We start from the raw sequence: 18,594 nt of genomic DNA, 5'->3' as shown, positions 1-18,594 counted from the left end.
GCATGAGCCGACCTCTCGTCGTCGACAGCGTCGCCGCCCTTCGCGCGCAAATCCGCGACTGCCGTCGCGATGGCCTTAGCCTTGCCATGGTGCCGACCATGGGTGCGCTGCATGACGGCCATATCTCGCTGATCAGGATCGCGCTGGAGAAGGCCGATCGCTGCGTTGTCTCGATCTTCGTCAACCCAACCCAGTTCGCGCCGAGCGAAGACCTCGACAAATATCCGCGCCAGCTCGGCCGCGACCTCGATCGGCTGGCCGAGGCCGGCGCACAACTTGCCTTCACCCCTGGTGTGGCGCAGATGTACCCGGCCGGCTTCGCCACCAGGATCTCGGTCGGCGGGCCAGCCGCCGGGCTGGAATCGGATTTCCGGCCGACCTTCTTCGACGGCGTCGCAACCGTCGTGGCAAAGCTCTTCCTGCAGGCGTCGCCCGACTGCGCGGTCTTTGGCGAAAAGGATTATCAGCAGCTTTGCGTCGTCAGGCAGCTCTGCAGCGATCTTGATCTGCCGGTGGACATCATCGGCGCGCCAACAATACGCGACGCGCACGGGCTCGCCATGTCGTCACGCAACGCCTATCTCGGCGAAACCGAGCTCGCGGTGGCGCGCCAGCTCAACGCCATCTTGCGCCGAACGGCGGCGGCACTCGCGGCAGGCGCGGATGAAGGCAGTGCGACCGCCGAGGCCAGCCGCGCGCTGGTCGAGGCCGGCTTCGACAAAGTCGACTATGTCGCGGCGCGCGAGAGCCTGACGCTCGCCCCGTGGCGGCCAAACCGCGACGGACGCCTGCTCGCAGCCGCCTGGCTGGGCAAGACCCGGCTGATCGACAATGTGGAAGTTCCCTCCGCCTGAAGCGCGTGCCGTTTGGATGGATTCATGCGACGCGTTTCAGGTTGTTGCTTTGATGCATGTCGCTATTGCAAAACCGCTTCGCGCCCTCGGTTCAAGCCCGAGGGCGTGCTTTTGCGCGACATGCTTAGGGCCAATCAGGCATCAAGGCCAATCAGGCGACCTTGAGATCCTTCATCGCTTTCTCGTAGACATCCTTGATCGGCTTGGATACGTCTTCGGCGGCTTTCGTCGCCGCCGCCTGGAGCTCCTTGCTCTGCTCGACCGTCTTTTCCACCTGCTTGCGCAAGAAGTCTGTCTGCAGTTCGACGAACTCGGAGGGCGATTTCACGGTAACCAGGGCTTCGAGGTGAGAAAAGCTGGCCTCAACATTTGCGCGCAAAGCGGCGATCGTCTTCAGCGACAGCTCATTGCTAGCGGTCTTGGCTGTTTCGAAGGATGACTCGAGAGCCTTCTGGGTCGCCTCGGCGCCGGTCGCCAATTTCGATAAGGCTTCTTTCGATTGCTCGACGCCCTTTTCGGCGACAGCACGGAACTGATCGGTTACCTCGGTCTGGACTTCTGCATTCTCAACGTTTTCAGCAGTTTTATCAGCGGTCTTCGTCATAGTTTCCATCCTTTGCGGTGGGCGACCTTTGTAGAAAGGCCGTCTCGTTCATCTAGAACCTGACGTTACGGCATCTGCAGTGCATTGCAATATTTTTGTGCGTCGCACCATGCTTTTTTGCCTCAGCGCTAGCCACCGGTGAATTTCTACCTTCGGGCGTGTTTTTTGCGGACCGCGATTCCGCAATTCAGCCCGCAACCGACCGGCGCAGCCCCGTAAAAACGCAACTGACTGCGACCTGTCAGGCCAGGCAAATCTATTCGATCGCCTTTTCCAAAATCAGCGCCGGCAGCCCTGAGCCACCGCCACAGTCAGCAGTGTTCCCGGCTGGCAAAAACCCTTTCGAGCGATAGATGGCGACGGCGGGAGCATTTGCCTCTTCCACTTCGACACGCAGCGTCCGCGCCTCGGGAAAGCTGGCCTCGACCTCTTCCAGCAGCGCCTGGCCGATCCCTTGCCTCTGGCAGGCCGGAAGCACGTAGAGCTGGTTCAGCATGACGATCCTCGCATCCGTGGTGGCTGCGGCGAACGCCATGCCGCCAATGCGGTTGCCATCGTCTGCGACCAGGAATTCGGAGTTCGGCCGTGTCAGCCGCGCCTTGAGCGAGGCGATCGAATGCCATTCATCTGTTATCTCAGCGACTTTGGCAGCACCATAGATGGCGTCGTAGGTGGCGTGCCACGTTTCGACCAGCAACGCCCGGACCGCGGCAAGATCGCGCTCGCCAGCGGTGCGAACGAACATCATCCTATTCGATCCCGAGTTTGGCCTTGACGAGGTCGTTGACGGCCTGCGGGTTGGCCTTGCCGCCAGTCGCCTTCATCACCTGGCCGACGAACCAGCCGGCCATGCTCGGCTTGGCGCGCGCCTGCTCGACCTTGTCGGGATTGGTTGATATCACCTCGTCGACCGCCTTTTCGATGGCGCCGGTGTCGGTGACCTGTTTCATGCCGCGACTTTCGACCAACTGGCGCGGATCGCCGCCTTCGTTCCAGACGATCTCGAACAGATCCTTGGCGATCTTGCCGGAGATGGTGCCCTCTTTTATCAGGTCAATGACCGCGCCGAGCTGATCGGGCGAAACCGGAGCATTTTCAATACCCTTGCCGGCTCTGTTCAACGCACCGAGCAGATCGTTGATGACCCAGTTGGCGGCAAGCTTGCCGTCGCGACCGGCGGCCACCTTCTCGAAATAGTCGGCGACCGCCTTTTCCGACACCAGGATCGAAGCGTCGTAGATCGACAGGCCGAGAGATGAGATCAGCCGCGCCTTCTTGGCGTCGGGCAGTTCAGGCAGATCCTTTGCCAGCGCATCGACATAGGCCTGGTCGAATTCCAGCGGCAACAGGTCGGGATCCGGGAAATAGCGGTAGTCGTGCGCTTCTTCCTTGGAACGCATCGAGCGCGTCTCGCCCTTGTTGGGATCGAACAGCCGCGTTTCCTGGTCGATCTTGCCGCCGTCCTCGAGGATGGCGATCTGGCGGCGCGCCTCGTAGTCGATGGCCTGGCCGATGAAGCGGATCGAGTTGACGTTCTTGATCTCGCAGCGCGTGCCGAATTCGCCGCCGGGCCGACGCACCGAGACGTTGACATCGGCGCGCAGCGAGCCTTCGTCCATATTGCCGTCGCAAGTGCCGAGGTATCGCACGATGGTGCGCAGCTTGGTGACATAGGCCTTGGCCTCGTCGGCGGATCGCATGTCGGGCTTGGAGACGATCTCCATCAGCGCCACGCCGGAGCGGTTGAGGTCGACATAGGACATCGTCGCATGCTGGTCGTGCATCGACTTGCCGGCATCCTGCTCCAGATGCAGGCGCTCGATGCCGACCTCGATGTCCTCGAACTCGCCGTGCCTGTCGGGACCGACGGAGACGATCACCTTGCCCTCGCCGACGATCGGCTGCTTGAACTGCGAGATCTGATAGCCCTGCGGCAGATCGGGATAAAAATAGTTTTTCCGGTCGAAGACCGATTTGTGGTTGATCTCGGCCTTCAGCCCGAGGCCGGTGCGGATCGCCTGCTTGACGCATTCCTCGTTGATGACCGGCAGCATGCCCGGCATCGCCGCATCGACGAGGCTGACATTGGCGTTCGGCGGCGCACCGAAAGCCGTCGAGGCGCCGGAGAACAGTTTTGCTTGCGAGGTCACCTGCGCATGAACCTCGAGGCCGATGATGATCTCCCAGTCGCCGGTGGCGCCTGATATCAGGCGCTTGGCGTCGGGTATGCGGGTGTCGATGAGGGTCATGGCGGCCTGCGCGTTATCGGTGACGGAATTCACGTGAATTCGACGTTTAAAGTGAAGTCATCAGCTAATGCAAACCGCAAAAGGAGACAAGCGTGAAGCCGCAGGCTGGTAGGGGCAACCGTTATTGGAAACGTTTGCGCTGCCCCTCACCTGCCTGCCGGCATCCTCTCCCTGTATAGTGACGGGGAGAGGGGCGCCCGCATCAACGATTTCGCCAATCTCCATTGTAGCAAGAAAAGCCGCCAAGGCTGCGGCCGGCCCCTTCTCCCCGTCACTATACGGGGAGAAGTGCCCGGCAGGGCGATGAGGGGCGGCGCCGACTTCGACAAAACTTGCTGGCGATCTCACGCCGTCGCGATATAGGCCCTGATCTCTGCGGCCTCGCGCTCGACATCCTCGATGCGCCGCTTGACCACGTCGCCGATCGACACGATGCCGTCGAGCAGGCCGTCCTTTTCCACCGGCAGATGGCGGAAACGGCCACTGGTCATGATCTCCATAACCTCGTTGACGGTGTGGTTCTCATTGCAGATCTTCACCTTGGGGGTCATCGCCGAACGCACCGCGATATCCAATGCGACGGCCCCTTCCCTGGCGAGGACCCGCACGACGTCGCGCTCGGAAAGGATGCCGACGATCTTGTGATCACCATTGGTGATGACCAGCGCACCGATCCTGTGCTCGGCCAGGATGCGAATGGCCTCGCTCAGTTTTTCGTTCGGCCCGAGCGTCAACACGTCGTGGCCCTTCTGCTCGAGAATTGCCTTAACAGTCATGGCGTCCTCCTCAGTTTACCTTGCCGGTTCCTGCCCTGACCGGCTTTCCCTAGTGCCAGACATCGTGCGCCGCGATCGATTGGTTTTCAAGTGCGGCGAGGCTCAGGCCCTGAACTCGTCCGCCTGCTGCTGCCGATCGAAAGCCCGCAGGCCGAAGAAGCCGGCGACGAAACCGCCAATATGAGCCTCCCAGGCGATCTGGCTGTCGATGCCGGGCGCGAAGGCAACGAGGCCGGTGGCGAGATTGATCACCATCCAGATGGCAAGAAAAGTCACAACGCCGCGCGAGCGGAACACCGCCGCCATCGGCAGCGGCGCGCCGGCGAAGGCGGCTTTGCCGGACGAGCGGTCGGTGCGGAAGCCGAAGCGCGCGGCGGCCCCCATCATGCCGGAAATCGCCCCCGATGCGCCGACCAGCGGCGCCTCGCCGAGCGGATGCACGGCCCAGAACAGCACCACCGCCGCCAGCCCCGTCGCGGCGAAGAAGAGGCTGAAACGAAGCGCGCCGAAGCGGTTCGCCAGTGGCGAGCCGAAAGCCGCCAGCCACACCATGTTGACGGCCAGATGAGCAAAGCCGCCATGCAGGAAGGCATAGGTGAAGGGCCGGGAAAACAGGAACCAGTCGAAGCCATATTGGCCAGTATAAAGAACTGGAATGAAGGCCGCATCGTACAACAATGTCAGCAGCTGGCTTTGGCTAAGCACGTACTCCTGCATGAGATAGAGGACGACGCAGATGCCGATCACCGCCAGCACAACGGGCGGCATGTTGAAAACCGGCTCGCGGCGCGGCTCCGGCTCATGGCCGACAGGTCCGCCCTCGCCCTGTTCGATTTCCGAGGGGCTTGCTGGTTCGCTCATATGGCTCGCACTCAGTCGCTGGTTTCGACTTCGCGAGCATGTAGATCACGGTCACCCGATTCACAAAGGGCGAATCGCCCCACGCAAATCAAAACGGCGCGAATCAAAATTGGCGCGAATCAAAAAGAAGCCGTCCAAGGTTGCCCTTGAACGGCTGGTCGAGCCCCCATGCTCCCCCAAACTTTTGACTGAAATGCTGCCGATCGCTGCGAAACGACCGCTTCTGGAGTGGTTTTAACGTGCCACGGGCCTGGGCGGAGCGCAACGTAAACCACTTGTTAACCTTAACGGCCCCGACCCGTGAACAAGTGTTAACGATGCTGGCACGCATCCTGCTCCGCAACGCATGTAGGTCCTCGGAGGGCGCCCTTCTGTTCACCGATGGGACATCAGACGACAGATTGCGCGGAGCAGCATAACATGAACCAGAACGGATCGATCACGCTGTTCCATTATTGGAACCGGCTGCGTGACGGGCGCCCTGCCCCGAAGCGTTCGGAAGTCGAGCCGGCCGATATCAAGTCGCTGCTGGCCGACACATTCATCCTGGAAAAGGATACGCGCGGCGAAGCGGTATTCCGGCTCGCCGGCACCAGGCTTTGCGCGGTCTATGGCCGTGAACTCAAGGGGTTTTCCTTTCCCTCGCTGTGGCGCGAGAAGGACCAGCGGCTTATCTCGAAACTGATCCAGGGCGTCTTCGATCAAAAATCCGTCGTGCTCATCACCTATGAAGGTTTCAGCCGCACCGACCGTTCCAGCAAGTTCGAGCTGCTCGCCCTGCCGCTCGACGGCGGCGTCGACAATCCGCGCTGCCTCGGCGTGATAAGCGCCGCTGAAAAACCCTTCTGGCTGGGCGCGGATCCGATCGCCGACGCCCTGATCGATTCGATCCGTCTCGTCGATCCGGAGAAGGAACCGAAATTCCTCAAGAACCGGCCGGCCATCGACGTTCCCTCGCTTGTCCCGTCGGAACTCGATCCGTCCCAGACGATTTCGGCGCTCGGCCAGGCACGCCGCATCCGTCATCTGGTCGTATTCGACGGCGGGCGCGGGGAATAATCCAAAATCCTAAAGTAGCGGCGTCAGGCTTTCCCCTTTGTTAACCCGCTTCGCTGTAGCTTTCCGGCGAAGTTCCTCGCATCAACGCGCGGAATGCCAAACGGGGTGTAGGCAGTCATGAGGTCAGCGGCGGTCGACACCGCGCCGTCCCAAGCTGAAAGGCGCAACTTTCAGCGCGTCCGCGTGAAGATCTATGGACGCTTCATGCTGGAGGATCGCACCGAACATCCGTGTCAGGTGGTCGACATGTCGCCGGGCAATGTAGCGCTTCGCACCGAGCGCATCGGCATGCCGGGCGAGAAAGTCATCGCCTATATCGATCACATCGGCCGCATCGAAGGCGTCGTCACCCGTATCCTGCAGGACGGTTTCGCGATGACGGTCATCGCGTCGGAACGCAAGAAGGACAAGCTTGCAGCGCAATTGACCTGGCTTGCCAACAAGCACGAGCTCGATCTGCCGGAAGACCGCCGCCACGAACGCGTGGCGCCGCGCAATCCGACCAGCGTGCTTCAGCTCGGCGACGGGCGCCAGTACCAGTGCCGCATCATCGACCTGTCGCTTTCGGGCGCCGCGGTCGAGATCGACGTCAAGCCGGCAATCGGCACCCAGGTCATGCTGGGCACCATGCGCGGCCAGGTGGTGCGCCATTTCGAGGACGGCATCGCCATCGAGTTCGCGGTCATCCAGAGGCCGGAAACGCTCGATTCCGAATTCAACGCATCCGGCACCTGACAAACAGCGCACACTCCCGCAATCGACCGGCCCATTTCGGCCGGTTTTTTGTTGACTCGCGCCGGCCAACGCAGCCTGCCACCGATGCCGCACCAAGGCGCCGCGCCGCGCCGATGTGATCCCCGCGAAAAACGCCTCAACAATTTTATACTGAAATGATTCAAATTTTATGTTTATTCTATGGGCGTTTTACTTAATGTCTACTTCGAGCCTTTGCGCCGAATAAATCCAATCGTGTCATTGTCTCCTCAAACGGGGAGACTGGACGATGAAGAAGACGAGGGGCAAGCTGTTGCTCTTGGCAATGGCGACGCAGCTTACCGCCTGGGGAACAGCGTATGCAGCGGGACCTGCCTTCATGCACACCGGCAGCCGCACCACACAGCCGGTCGGCCATTACGAGTTCTGCCAGAAGATTCCGCAGGAATGCAATCAGCGAACGCCGAAGCAGGCGCCGATCGAACTGACCCGCAAGCTGTGGGCGAAGATCGTGAGCATCAACAATTCGGTCAACAGCAGGATCGCGCCGCGCACCGATATGGAACTGTGGGGCAAGGAAGAGGTCTGGTCCTATTCCAACAGCGAATTCGGCGACTGCGAGGACTATGCGCTGGAAAAGCGCCGCGCGTTGATGAACATCGGCGTTCCGGCCGGCGATCTCTTGATGACGGTTGCGCGCCAGCCGAACGGAGACGGCCACGCGGTGCTGACCGTGCGCACCAGCCTCGGAGAGTTCATCCTCGACAATCTCGAAACCAGGGTGCTGTCCTGGACCAACACCGACTACACCTATCTGAAGCGCCAATCGAGCCAGAATTCTGGCGCTTGGGTAACGATCAACGACGGCCGCTCCGGCGCGGTTGCCAGCGTCCGCTAAGGACGCGACGCAAAAGCCCGGTCGAGCCCCACCTCCCCGTCCCCAACGACCGGGTTTAGGAGCCGGCCCAGTCCCCGGGCCGGCTCCACTTTTTCAAGCGGTACTAGGATCCTGGTGAGTGACAAATCCTACTTGCGCGTCGGGAATGGCGGGAGACGACCGGTGCGGACATTGCTCCGATTGCGACAAATTCAGCGGCGCAATAAGCTTCGGCCGTGAGCTACCAGGCGATGAAAAATCGAGTGATCTGTGATCAGAGGACTGTTCGGGAATGTTTCCTAGACGCTTGGTTTCATTGAGACGTTTCCGGGCACCGTCAGGACACAGAAGGAATCTGAATACACTGAGCGCAAACCGAACCTCAATTGAGACACAACTGAAACACATCGACGCGCCGGACGACATGTATGCGAAACGTTTTGGGCGGATGGTCGAGCCGCAGGCAGGCCAGGAGCGCAGGAGCGTCGCCAATGACACCCGACCAGATTCGACTTGTTCAGGATAGTTTCCACGAGGTCCTCCCGATACGCGTGGCAGCCGCGGCTCTGTTCTATGAACGCCTGTTCGCGATCGACTCGGATCTTCGCGCACTGTTTCTGGCGAGCGACATGCCCAAGCAAGGCGCAGAGCTGATGGCGAGCCTGGGCTCCGTCGTGCGCGGACTGGATCGTGCCAACACCGTCCTTCCGACCGTACGCGAGCTCGCCAAGCGCCATGGGGCTTGCGGTTTCAAGGAGCATCATTATCCGATCGTCGGGCAAGCGCTCATCGACACGATGGCGGCCGGCCTCGGCACGGCCTTCACGCCGGCGGTCGGCGAGGCTTGGGAGGCAGCCTATGCGTTGCTCGCAAGTGTGATGATCGCGGCTGCTCGCGAGGATCAGCTCGCAGCGTGAGGCATCCGATGCCGGAACAATCGGCACTTAAGTTAGCGATGTTCGCGCTTTGAAACCAAACGCGCCCGTGGCCCAGCCCGGCGGCCGCGATTGACAGTGGCTGTCGATTCCCGTGGTTGCATACGCAATTTAACGGATCCATTCCGTCGAATTCGACCATAATTCGACGGAGGCTCAAACGCTCACTCCCCTGGTCTTATCGCAACCTCCTCTAATTGACGGCGCGAATGGTCGCGTCGCGAGGATGAGGATGAGGATGAGGATGAGGATGAGGATGAGGATGAGGATGAGGATGGAGAAAAAACGACCCCTATCGATCACGCAAACTATTCCGCCTCGAGAGACAGGCTCGACGCTATCGGCTTCGCCAAATCCGCGATCCGCCTGGCCTTCCGTGCATTGAAGATGCGCAGCGAGCGAGTCGCGCTACATTCAACGCCCGACTTATCTGCTCAACGACATGTGCATCGGCCGCTCGGAGATCGATCACGTCAAGTCCATGCGGTTTACGATTGCCAACAGCGCTCAACGCGGTCGCTTGAACGCGAATGATGCTGATCCACATTGACTCGGCCTGGTGAACAGGCTCGGCTCGACGGGCGCGAGAGGTTGCCCCGAAGTCGGGCCAAGCCTTCAACATAAGAATTATTCAACCGCGCAATCCTGGGCGATCACCTCGCCGGGGGTTTTGGCGCTTTGAACAAGGCCCACGTCTCGCAGATCGTTTCGTAGCGTGGAAGCATGTGGATCAGCAATTCCATGGCAAATTCCACGAACGCAACCACCCTCGTTCAAACGCAGCGCCGTCACAAGGAAGCGGTCCGGCAAATTCGCCGCACTATTCACTTGGAGAAGACGATGCAACACACCACCAAGGCCTCAAGGCCACCGTTGAACGGCGTCGACACGCCGAACCTTCTGGCAACGATCAACTTTGTCGCCGGCCAGCCTGAATTGGCCAAGTTCCAGTTCCGCGTCCACAACGAGTGGGTCGAAGGCACCCACAGCAAGAGCGTCATGCTCGGCTTCCACGGCGCCGGCCAGGAACAGAAGCATGCCAAAGCCTATTACGCCGACAGCGACCACCCGGCCGTGCTGTGCGGCGCCGATCACGGGCCCACCCCGGTCGAATGGCTGCTGCATGCGCTCGCCAGCTGCCTGATGGCGGGCGTCGCCAACATCGCCGCGGCGCGCGGCATCAAGCTGACCAAGGTGCAGTGCTCGGTCGATGGCGACATCGATCTGCGCGGCATCCTCGGGATTTCCGACGAGGTCCGAAACGGCTTTCAGAACATCGCGGTGGCGTTCGAAATCGAGGGCGATGCGCCGTCCGAGAAGCTCCAGCAATTGGTCGAGCAGACACGGGCACGGTCCGCGGTCTTCGACATGCTGACGAACGGTGTTTCCGTTTCGGTCGGTGTCAAAACCATCCAGTAATCCACCCGGAAAGGCGGTTCGGACGGGTGTCTGAACCGTCACCCTCCAAAATTGATGGAAACAATATGGAACAGGCTGACGTTGTCATCGTCGGCGCTGGCCAGGCGGGCATCGCCTTGAGCCATTGCCTTCGAAAACGTGGGATCTCGCATGTCATTCTGGAACGCGGGCGCATTGGCGAACGGTGGCGGTCCTCGACATGGCGTTCGCTCCGCCTTTTGACGCCCAATTGGCTGAACGCGCTGCCAGGCTCCCCATATTGTGGCTCCGAACCCGACGGCTACATGAGCCGCGACGCGTTTGTGGAAACCCTGGTTGGCTATGCCCATCGATCGCAAGCGCCGGTGCGCTCGTACGTCGATGTCTTGTCGTGCGAACAGGATGGGCAGGGCTTCAGGCTGCGGACGACCGCCGGCGACTGGTCGGCGAAAGTCGTCGTTGTGGCCACTGGTCATTGCGACGTGCCGAGCATGCCCTTCCCCCTGCATACCAGCGCGGACCAACCGGTCAGCATCCACGCTTCGCAGTACCGAAGTCCCGACCAGCTTGCGTCAGGCGGCGTGCTGGTTGTCGGCGCATCGTCGTCGGGCGTCCAGATTGCCGACGAGCTGCGACGCAGTGGCAGACGCGTAATCCTGTCCGTCGGCAAGCACACGCGTTTGCCGCGCATCTGGCGAGACAAGGATATCTTCTGGTGGCTCTACCATATGGGATTCATGTCCCAGCGGCTGGACGATTTGACAGATCCCGACAGCGCCAGACGACAGCCTTCACTTCAACTTGCCGGTCGGGCGGATCGCTCCAATGTCGATCTGGCGACCCTTCAGGGCATCGGAGTCGAACTCACCGGGCGGTTGAAAGGCATCTCGAACGGGACAATTGGCTTTGCCGATGATCTCAAAGATAGCATCACGGCGGCGGACGCCAAGCAGGACCGGCTCCTTCGCCAGGTCGACCAGTTCGCGGGTCACAAATCCATGGCCGGCGCCCCCGCCCCGATCGAGCTGCCGACGAATTGCCTCAAGCGCCTGTCGTTCGCGAACGACGACATCGGCACCATCATATCGGCGACCGGCTACAGCCGCTCGTTTTCATGGCTGAAACTGCCCGTCATCACCGCCGATGGCGAACTGGCCCACAAGGCCGGGATAACGACCGTCGCCGGCCTCTATGCGCTTGGCTTTCGCTTTCTGCGCAAGCGCGATTCCAATTTCATTGGAGGCGTTGGACCGGACGCGCAAGCGATCGCCGACCATGTCTCACACTATCTCGGTCAGAGCGGCCTCAAGGCAGCATAAGGACATTCCGATGCTTTCCAATGTCGTCCCCGCACATTCTCACTACGACGCCATCATTGTCGGCGCGCGCTGCGCCGGAGCCTCGACGGCAATGCTGCTCTCCCGGGCAGGATTGCGGGTGCTGGCAGTCGACCGCCAGTCCTATGGATCTGACACTCTGTCTACACACGCGCTGATGCGACCAGCCGTCATGCAGCTTTCGCGTTGGGGCCTGCTCCAACCGTTGATCCAAAGCGGTGCGCCGGTGATCAGGTCTACCACTTTTCACTATGGCGAGCAGGAGGTCACGGTGCCCATTCGGCCCGAGCCAGATATTCCGGGCCTGATGGCTCCACGCCGCACGGTGCTTGATCGCATGTTGGTCGATGCAGCACGAGCCGCTGGAGCCACGATTATGCATGACACACCGGTCCATGATCTCATGTTCGACGCACATCGCCGTGTTCGCGGCGTCACATTGAGAGATGCCGGCGGCCAAACTCGCGAGATAAGCGCCGATATCGTGGTTGGAGCAGACGGGCTCGGCTCGTTTATCGCTCGCAAGGTCGAGGCACGGACGCTGGTGCAGGGGCGGTGCTCGGTGGCACATGTCTTCGGCTACGCCCCGGCGCCGGCGTTCTCGGGATACCACTGGTATTTCGGCCGGAACTTATCCGGCGGCGTGATACCGACGAATGACGGGCTTGCCTGTATCGTCGCATCCGTTCCGACCGAGCGGTTCGACGCGGAGTTCCGTTTCGATCTTTCCGCCGCACAGCTTGCCCTGGCAGCGCTGGCACCCGGATTGGGATCGCGGGCCTTCGGCAATGGTGGCGAACGTCTGAAGGCCTTCCGCGGCACGCCCGGCCGATTGCGGCAGGCATACGGCCCTGGCTGGATGCTGATCGGCGATGCCGGCTTCTTCCGCGATCCGCTGACCTCGCATGGTATTTCCGACGCCCTGCGTGATGCCGAAGGGGCCACGACGGCAATACTTTCCTGTCGCGCGTCCGCATTGCGGGAGTTCCAGGAAGTACGCGACAGCCTCGCGCTGCCCATTCTTGAGACCACGGACGCCATCAGTGCCTTCGACTGGTCCCTCGAAGAGCTACCTGAACGCCACAAGCGCTTCAGCGAGGCGATGAAATCCGAAGTCACTGTGCTCTTGGCCCGGGCGGCGCGCGATCGCGAGGTTCCGCCTCTCCCGCAAGGGCTAGTGACGTCGCAGCTAGAGGCAATCTGAAACACAAAACGGAGCAAGGCTATGCAAACGACCATACGATCCGGATGGTCCGGAGTCCGGTTCGGACAACCGGAACTCGGGGCCAGTGCAGAGCGAAGGCGCATCACTCGGGCTAGCGACATCATTGCGTTCAGCGACATGACCGGCGACAGAAACCCACTCCACTACGATGATGTCCTATCCGCCCGCACCGTATTCGGCCGTCTCATAGTTCAGGGCGGTGTCACTTCCGGCCTTCTCAATGCTCTGGTGGCCGAGGACTTACCAGGACCCGGCAGCGTCTTTCTTGGCGTCGAGTGGAAGTTCCTCAAGGCCGTAGGTATCGGCGAGGAGATCGTCGCACGCGCGGAGGTGCTTAGCGTGCGGGAAGACAAGCCGATCTGCACGCTGTCAACCACCGTCGCAAACTCGGCAGGCGAGATTTGCCTGTCCGGCACGGCAACAACCTACACTGTGCCGCTCGATTAGCCGCCATAGGCTGCCGGGCGGCTCCGCATTTCCATGCTCTCCCACACGCTGTCTCCAACGGGCAGAACGCATGTTCGAGGAACTTAGCGGAATGGTCCGCTGCAAACCAAGGAGCCAACTTTATGAACATCTCATTCGGTATCTATGCAACCCCGACATCCACTCTGTGGAAAGACATCCGCAAAGGTCCGCCGCTCGAGGCAGTCCGGGAGCATCTCGACCGGGTGATTAACTTCAGACGCCTTTGCGAGATCGCTCGCAGGGCTGAGGTCCGGTGACGGAGTACGGGTCAAATGCGATGGCGGGCGTGAAGACACGTCCGCCATCGGTTTGGGTATTGCGAACCCAAATGCTTCGTCGCTAATGTAAGGCCGACCATACGGTTAGGACAACCGGATTGAGCTCGGCCTTCGAAGTAAGGGTCTTTGGCGACCTCACGGTTCGCCGTGACGGCGAGCCTGTGGCCCTAACGCAATCGCGCAAGACGCGGGCGTTACTCGCCTATCTGGCCGTGCAGCAAAAGCAGCAGCGCCGCGAGTGGCTTTGTGAGATGTTTTGGGACGTCCCTGATGATCCTCGGGGCGCGCTGCGTTGGAGCCTTTCGAAGCTGCGCCAGATCTTAAACGCTGACGGCGAGACCCGGCTTGCGGCCGATCGCAACGTGGTCCAACTGAAGCCGGGATCGATCTGGCTCGACTACGATCTGATCAGGAGCCTGTCGGCCGATGCGGTTGGTTCGCTGCCTACAGAGCGTCTGGAAGCGATCGCTGCGGCTTTCGCCGGCCCGTTCTTGTCGGACCTCTATCTGCCGCGCTGCCAGGCGTTCGAGGCTTGGCGCGTCTATTGTTCGAACGAGACCGAGATTCTGCACCTGAAGGCGCTACGCGCCCTGATCGATCGCCTGGGCGACGAGCCTGAGCGGGCGCTTCCCCACCTGCACACACTGCAGTCACTTCTTCCGGACAATGATCTAGCAGACGAGATCGCCCGCATTAACGATCAGGCTCGACTGACCGTCGCCGCTGCCCCGATCCGAAGTGGCACGACGGCTGGACCTGTTGGCCGGCCGGCCCCCGAACCTCCGCTGACGGGGCCTGTGCCCGAACCCGTCCCATCGCCTTCCACGAAGGTTTCGTCAGGTAAGCAGCAGATACGCTACGTCAATGCCCGCGATGGCACCCGGATCGCCTATGTCATCAGCGGATCCGGGCCAGCGATCGTGCGTGCCTCGCACTGGATGTCCCATCTCGACTTCGATTGGGAAAGCCCGGTTTGGGGACATTGGATCCACGGCCTGTCCAGCGGCTTCACGCTTGTACGCTACGACGGGCGCCTGAACGGCCTTTCCGACACAGTCTGTGAGGATGTGTCTTTCGATGCATTCGTCGACGATCTCGAATGCGTCGTAGAGGCCGTGGGCCTCGACCGTTTCGTCCTCCTTGGAATATCGCAAGGCTGTGCTCTCTCGGTCGAATACGCCATTCGCCATCCCGAGAAGGTCGCGGGTCTCTTGATTTGGGGGGGATATGTTCGTGGATGGCGAGCGCGCGGAAATGCGGCGGAGATCGTCAGACGCGAAGCAATCTCGGCGTTGATGCGTCAGGGCTGGGGTCGGGACGATCCATTGTTCCGCCAAATGTTCACCAACCTGTTTATACCGGGCGCCAATCGCGTGCAGATGGATTGGTTCAATGAGCTGCAGCGCCGGACACTCACGCCGGAAAACGCGATGCGGTTGAGCTATGTCTTTGCCGACATTGACATATCGCGATCGCTTGAACGGCTGCATGTGCCAGCGCTCGTGCTGCATGCCAACGGCGACCGGGTCGCGCCTTTCTCGGAAGGTTTGGAGCTCGCCAGATCGATAACTGGTGCCCGCTTCGTCGAACTGGAAAGCGCCAATCACATCCTTCTTGCCGAGGAACCCGCGTTCCGCAACTTCATTCTCGAGGCGTCGACATTTGCCAACGAGGCGCTTCAGGCGCAAACGGTCGTTGCGGTCGACCCGAGGACCCGGCGACAGGCAACGATCCTGTGCGCCGATTTCCAATACGCCGAACCGGTGATGGAGAACCTGCCTCCCGATGTCGCGCTGGAGCGGGTCGACCCCTTCCTCATGCAGGCCACCGCACTCGTGCGCGACAACGGAGGAACGGTTCTGACGATTTCCGAGAACGACCTCGTCGCGTCGTTTGGTGCGCCTGAGCCGCTCGAAGGACATGCTGCACTTGCCTGCCGGACCGCACTCGCGCTGCGCGAGCTCGCGCTGCGCCATGGCGATTGGATGACCGGCGTTCGTGCTGCCCTGGACACAGGCATCGTGATCGTCAGCCCGGCACGTGACCGGGCTTTGGAGGTGCGCGGCGGGCCGGTGTCCGTGGCCCATACGCTGAGCCAGGCGTTGGGGCGCGATCTCGTGGTGGCAACCGCCAGGACCCGGGCATCGGCTGGCGGCTTCGTCAGTATGGAAGCGCTGGCAGCGCCACTTCTGTCGGAATACCCGAAGAACCAGCGGCTCTTTGAAGTGATCGAGATCAGGCGGGGCCGCTCGCGCTGGCAGTTGCGCGCCGAAACGCAGCTGTCGCCGTTCGTCGGCCGCGAGATGCAACTGCAGATTCTGAACAAGGCCTGGCATGAAGTATTCGACGGCGAAGGTCAGACGGTTTTCGTGGTCGGCGATCCCGGTCACGGCAAGTCGCGTGTCACGCATGAATTCGTTGGGGCCATCCCTCACGATGATGCTGAGAATCTGGAGGTCGGCGCGCTCGAAACGGACCTGCGCAGCGGCTTCGTCGTAATTCGGAAACTGCTGCAAACCCTGTTCGGCGTGGGCGACACCGAAGCGCCGCCAATCGCAATCGAAAAGGTACTGGCCGCGCAAAGCGCGCAAGGCTTCGATGAGCGGCTCCTAGATCCGATCATGGCAGTCATGGAACTGCCCGTTCAGGATCCGAACTGGGCTATCATTTCTGGCCAGGAGCGATCCCGGCGCATGCAGGAAGCAGCGGTTGGGCTTCTGCTCTTCCTTGGCCGCGAGAAGCCCGTCGTTCTCCTGGTCGAGGACCTTCATTGGATAGACGCCGAGAGTGAGGGGGTCCTGGTGCGGCTGGCGCAGGCACTGCCCACTGTCCGCTGTCTGCTTATCCTGACCTGTCGACCCGAATACGATCGCGGTGCCTTCGCCGCTGCAGGACCTTCCGAAATCCGCCTGCCGGCGTTCAATACGGCCGAAGCAGCAGCATTTCTTGACTACCTGGTTGGCAGGGACCCTGAGCTGGCGCAGCTCCGCGGTGCAGTCGGGGATGCGTGCAAAGGCAATGCATTGTTCCTGGAAGAGACCGTCCGCGCTCTCGCCGAGACCGGCAAGCTGGAAGGGCAGCCGGGCCGCTACCGGCCTTCTGGCGAGGTCGACGAGATCGTCGTTTCGGCGAGTATCCAGACGATCGTCGACGCTCGCTTCGAACGTCTCGACAAGGATTCGAAGCGGGTAGCCGAGGTCGCCTCGATCTTCGGCGGAGAGATTCCGGTGCCCTTGCTACGAAGGATGGCGACGCTGTCGAGCCTGCGCTTCGATGCCGCCCTCCAGAATTTGAAAAAGGCCGATCTCCTAGTGGAGCTTCAGGTTTTTCCCGAGGCTTTCGTCCGCTTCAAGCACGTCCTCATCCGAACTGCTGTGTCCGGACGTATCGTATCGTCGGCGCTCATTGAGCTCCACAGGACTGCGCTTGCCGAATTGAAGGCCCATTACGCGGACCGGCTTGATGAGCACAGCGAACGCCTGGCCAGACACGCGCAACAGGCTCACCTCTGGGTCGAAGCCGTCGGCTATCTTCTGATCTCGGCTCGCAAGGCGATCAGGCGGTCGGCGCACGTCAGTGCACTTGAGCAACTGGACCTTGGGGTCAGGCTGCTGAGGAGCAACGATGTCGCCGACGCCGATGAGCAAGAGATCGAGTTCCAGCTCGCGAGGGGCGTGGCCCTCATGGCGGCCCGTGGCTGGGGTGCGACCGAAGTGCTCGCCGCGTTCGAGCGCGCCGAGGAACTTTGCAGTAAGATCGGCGACCAGGCGCGTCTGTTCACGGCGCTGCGCGGGAGAGCCCAATACTACATGCTTAGCGGTAAGCCGGCAGCGGCGCAGGAACTGGCCTGCCGATGGGCTGGCATGGCTAAGGACGACAGCGATCCCGGTCTCGCGATCGAGACCGAGCACATGTTCTGGACAAACAATTTCTTCCTTGGGGAGACCGCGGCGGCCCAGAACCATGCGGAACGCGCCATCGGCCTCTACGACCCCGACCGCGATCATTATCTGACGTACAAGTACTCCGGTCATGACCCGGGCGTCTGCTGCCGCTGCTTCTCGGGATTGTCAGCCTGGCTGGCCGGCGAGCCGGATAAGGCAAGGCTACGGTGCGAAGACGCAACCGGGCTCGCCGGACGTTTCGAGCATCCGCTGAGCATGGCGCTTGCGTTTTGGGGGACCAGCTACCTCCATATGTTCGCGGGGGAGCCTGAGGCCGCGCTTCGGGCGGCGGAAAGCGAGTTGCAGATAGCAGAGAAGTTCCAGTTGCCGCTCCTTGTCGGCCAAGCCGCGTTCCAGGTTGGATGGGGGCAATTCCGGCTTGGGGAACGGGGGGCCGGCCTGCGCGGCATGGAGGAAGCTATATCTGCCATTCGCCGGACCGGCGCTGAAATGGGGCTGCCCTATCTGATAGGCCTTTACGCCGAAGCGCTGGGCGACAGCGGCAGGCTGGACAGCGCTCGCAAGTCGGTTGAAGCTGCCCTCGAGCTCGGCCGCTACAACGGAACCTATTTCCAGCTCGCCGAAGTACTTAGGATCGAAGCCTGTATCCGCGAAAAGAGCGGTGGCGGACCTGACGAGATCGAGAAGATGCTCCACAAGGCTGCGAACGTCGCCACCTTGCAGCGTTCCGCGATTGGCCAACTGCGTATCGCTGTGGAACTCGCTCGCTGTCTTCGAAGCCTTGGAGATGTCGAGAAAGCGCGTGAATTTATCGCGCCTCACGGCGAGCTTGTCGGTAAGCTCGACGACAGCCAGGATGCGCGGGCGGCGCGTGAGTTCTTCTAGCCAACGTGGCTACGTGACGCGTGCCCAGCAACCGCGCCGCCGCCACTGCGGCTGAATAAGCATCCGGCTACGCTAGGTTTTCGAAATCCAGTATGCGTCGGTGAAGCCGACATATACCTCACCTCGCGCTGAAACCGCGTTAGCCCGACAGGCCCGCCTTGCGAAGGCC

15 protein-coding genes are annotated in these 18,594 nt (G+C 61.4%); 10 read left to right on the top strand and 5 right to left on the bottom strand.

The genetic code is table 11. The features are described from left to right. The first annotated feature begins 2 nt into the window (after positions 1-2). The gene (gene panC / locus AC0L3D_RS12070) at positions 3-854 is read left to right on the top strand and encodes a pantoate--beta-alanine ligase (RefSeq protein WP_128173245.1); all 852 of its coding nucleotides are present in this window, start codon (positions 3-5) and stop codon (positions 852-854) included. A 151-nt stretch (positions 855-1,005) separates the two neighbouring features. Here the strand turns inward: panC and AC0L3D_RS12065 are convergent, their stop codons facing one another. The 5 genes from AC0L3D_RS12065 to AC0L3D_RS12045 all read right to left on the bottom strand — a co-directional run bounded on the left by AC0L3D_RS12065 (position 1,006) and on the right by AC0L3D_RS12045 (position 5,344). Beyond that, on the bottom strand, positions 1,006-1,458 hold the full coding sequence (locus tag AC0L3D_RS12065; RefSeq protein WP_027154463.1) for a phasin: 453 nt from the start codon (positions 1,456-1,458) through the stop codon (positions 1,006-1,008). Positions 1,459-1,714: 256 nt separating this feature from the next. After that, positions 1,715-2,203, bottom strand: coding sequence for a GNAT family N-acetyltransferase (locus AC0L3D_RS12060; protein WP_473644469.1), 489 nt, complete (start codon positions 2,201-2,203; stop codon positions 1,715-1,717). A 4-nt stretch (positions 2,204-2,207) separates the two neighbouring features. Continuing rightward, positions 2,208-3,707, bottom strand: a complete 1,500-nt coding sequence (gene gatB / locus AC0L3D_RS12055; protein ID WP_473644456.1) for an Asp-tRNA(Asn)/Glu-tRNA(Gln) amidotransferase subunit GatB — start codon at positions 3,705-3,707, stop codon at positions 2,208-2,210. Between the two features lie 344 nt (positions 3,708-4,051). Beyond that, positions 4,052-4,483, bottom strand: coding sequence for a CBS domain-containing protein (locus tag AC0L3D_RS12050; protein WP_473644454.1), 432 nt, complete (start codon positions 4,481-4,483; stop codon positions 4,052-4,054). A gap of 102 nt (positions 4,484-4,585) precedes the next feature. Further along, positions 4,586-5,344: a rhomboid family intramembrane serine protease gene (locus tag AC0L3D_RS12045; RefSeq protein ID WP_473644452.1), complete on the bottom strand. Its 759-nt coding sequence runs from the start codon at positions 5,342-5,344 to the stop codon at positions 4,586-4,588. Between the two features lie 420 nt (positions 5,345-5,764). Here AC0L3D_RS12045 and AC0L3D_RS12040 point away from each other — a divergent pair, with 420 nt between their 5' ends. From AC0L3D_RS12040 to AC0L3D_RS12000, 9 genes are all read left to right on the top strand, one after another. Next, the gene (locus AC0L3D_RS12040; RefSeq protein WP_091591271.1) at positions 5,765-6,403 is read left to right on the top strand and encodes a PAS domain-containing protein; all 639 of its coding nucleotides are present in this window, start codon (positions 5,765-5,767) and stop codon (positions 6,401-6,403) included. A 117-nt stretch (positions 6,404-6,520) separates the two neighbouring features. Beyond that, positions 6,521-7,138, top strand: coding sequence for a PilZ domain-containing protein (locus tag AC0L3D_RS12035; RefSeq protein WP_473629357.1), 618 nt, complete (start codon positions 6,521-6,523; stop codon positions 7,136-7,138). Positions 7,139-7,406: 268 nt separating this feature from the next. After that, the gene (locus tag AC0L3D_RS12030; protein WP_023798174.1) at positions 7,407-8,015 is read left to right on the top strand and encodes a transglutaminase-like cysteine peptidase; all 609 of its coding nucleotides are present in this window, start codon (positions 7,407-7,409) and stop codon (positions 8,013-8,015) included. Positions 8,016-8,485: 470 nt separating this feature from the next. Then, entirely contained in the window at positions 8,486-8,911 is a 426-nt protein-coding gene (locus AC0L3D_RS12025) for a globin family protein (RefSeq protein WP_027154472.1), read from the top strand. Between the two features lie 858 nt (positions 8,912-9,769). Beyond that, positions 9,770-10,348, top strand: a complete 579-nt coding sequence (locus tag AC0L3D_RS12020) for an OsmC family protein (RefSeq protein ID WP_287237622.1) — start codon at positions 9,770-9,772, stop codon at positions 10,346-10,348. A gap of 65 nt (positions 10,349-10,413) precedes the next feature. Beyond that, on the top strand, positions 10,414-11,646 hold the full coding sequence (locus tag AC0L3D_RS12015) for a flavin-containing monooxygenase (protein ID WP_287237620.1): 1,233 nt from the start codon (positions 10,414-10,416) through the stop codon (positions 11,644-11,646). Positions 11,647-11,656: 10 nt separating this feature from the next. Further along, on the top strand, positions 11,657-12,868 hold the full coding sequence (locus tag AC0L3D_RS12010) for an NAD(P)/FAD-dependent oxidoreductase (protein WP_473629355.1): 1,212 nt from the start codon (positions 11,657-11,659) through the stop codon (positions 12,866-12,868). A 21-nt stretch (positions 12,869-12,889) separates the two neighbouring features. Next, positions 12,890-13,336, top strand: coding sequence for a MaoC family dehydratase (locus tag AC0L3D_RS12005; RefSeq protein WP_287253010.1), 447 nt, complete (start codon positions 12,890-12,892; stop codon positions 13,334-13,336). A 397-nt stretch (positions 13,337-13,733) separates the two neighbouring features. Further along, entirely contained in the window at positions 13,734-18,425 is a 4,692-nt protein-coding gene (locus tag AC0L3D_RS12000; protein ID WP_473629354.1) for an alpha/beta fold hydrolase, read from the top strand. Positions 18,426-18,594 lie beyond the last annotated feature (169 nt).

Source organism: Mesorhizobium sp. WSM4837 (assembly GCF_055811435.1).
Note: the sequence above shows the minus strand (reverse complement) of the source record. Positions and strands in the feature narration are given on the sequence as shown.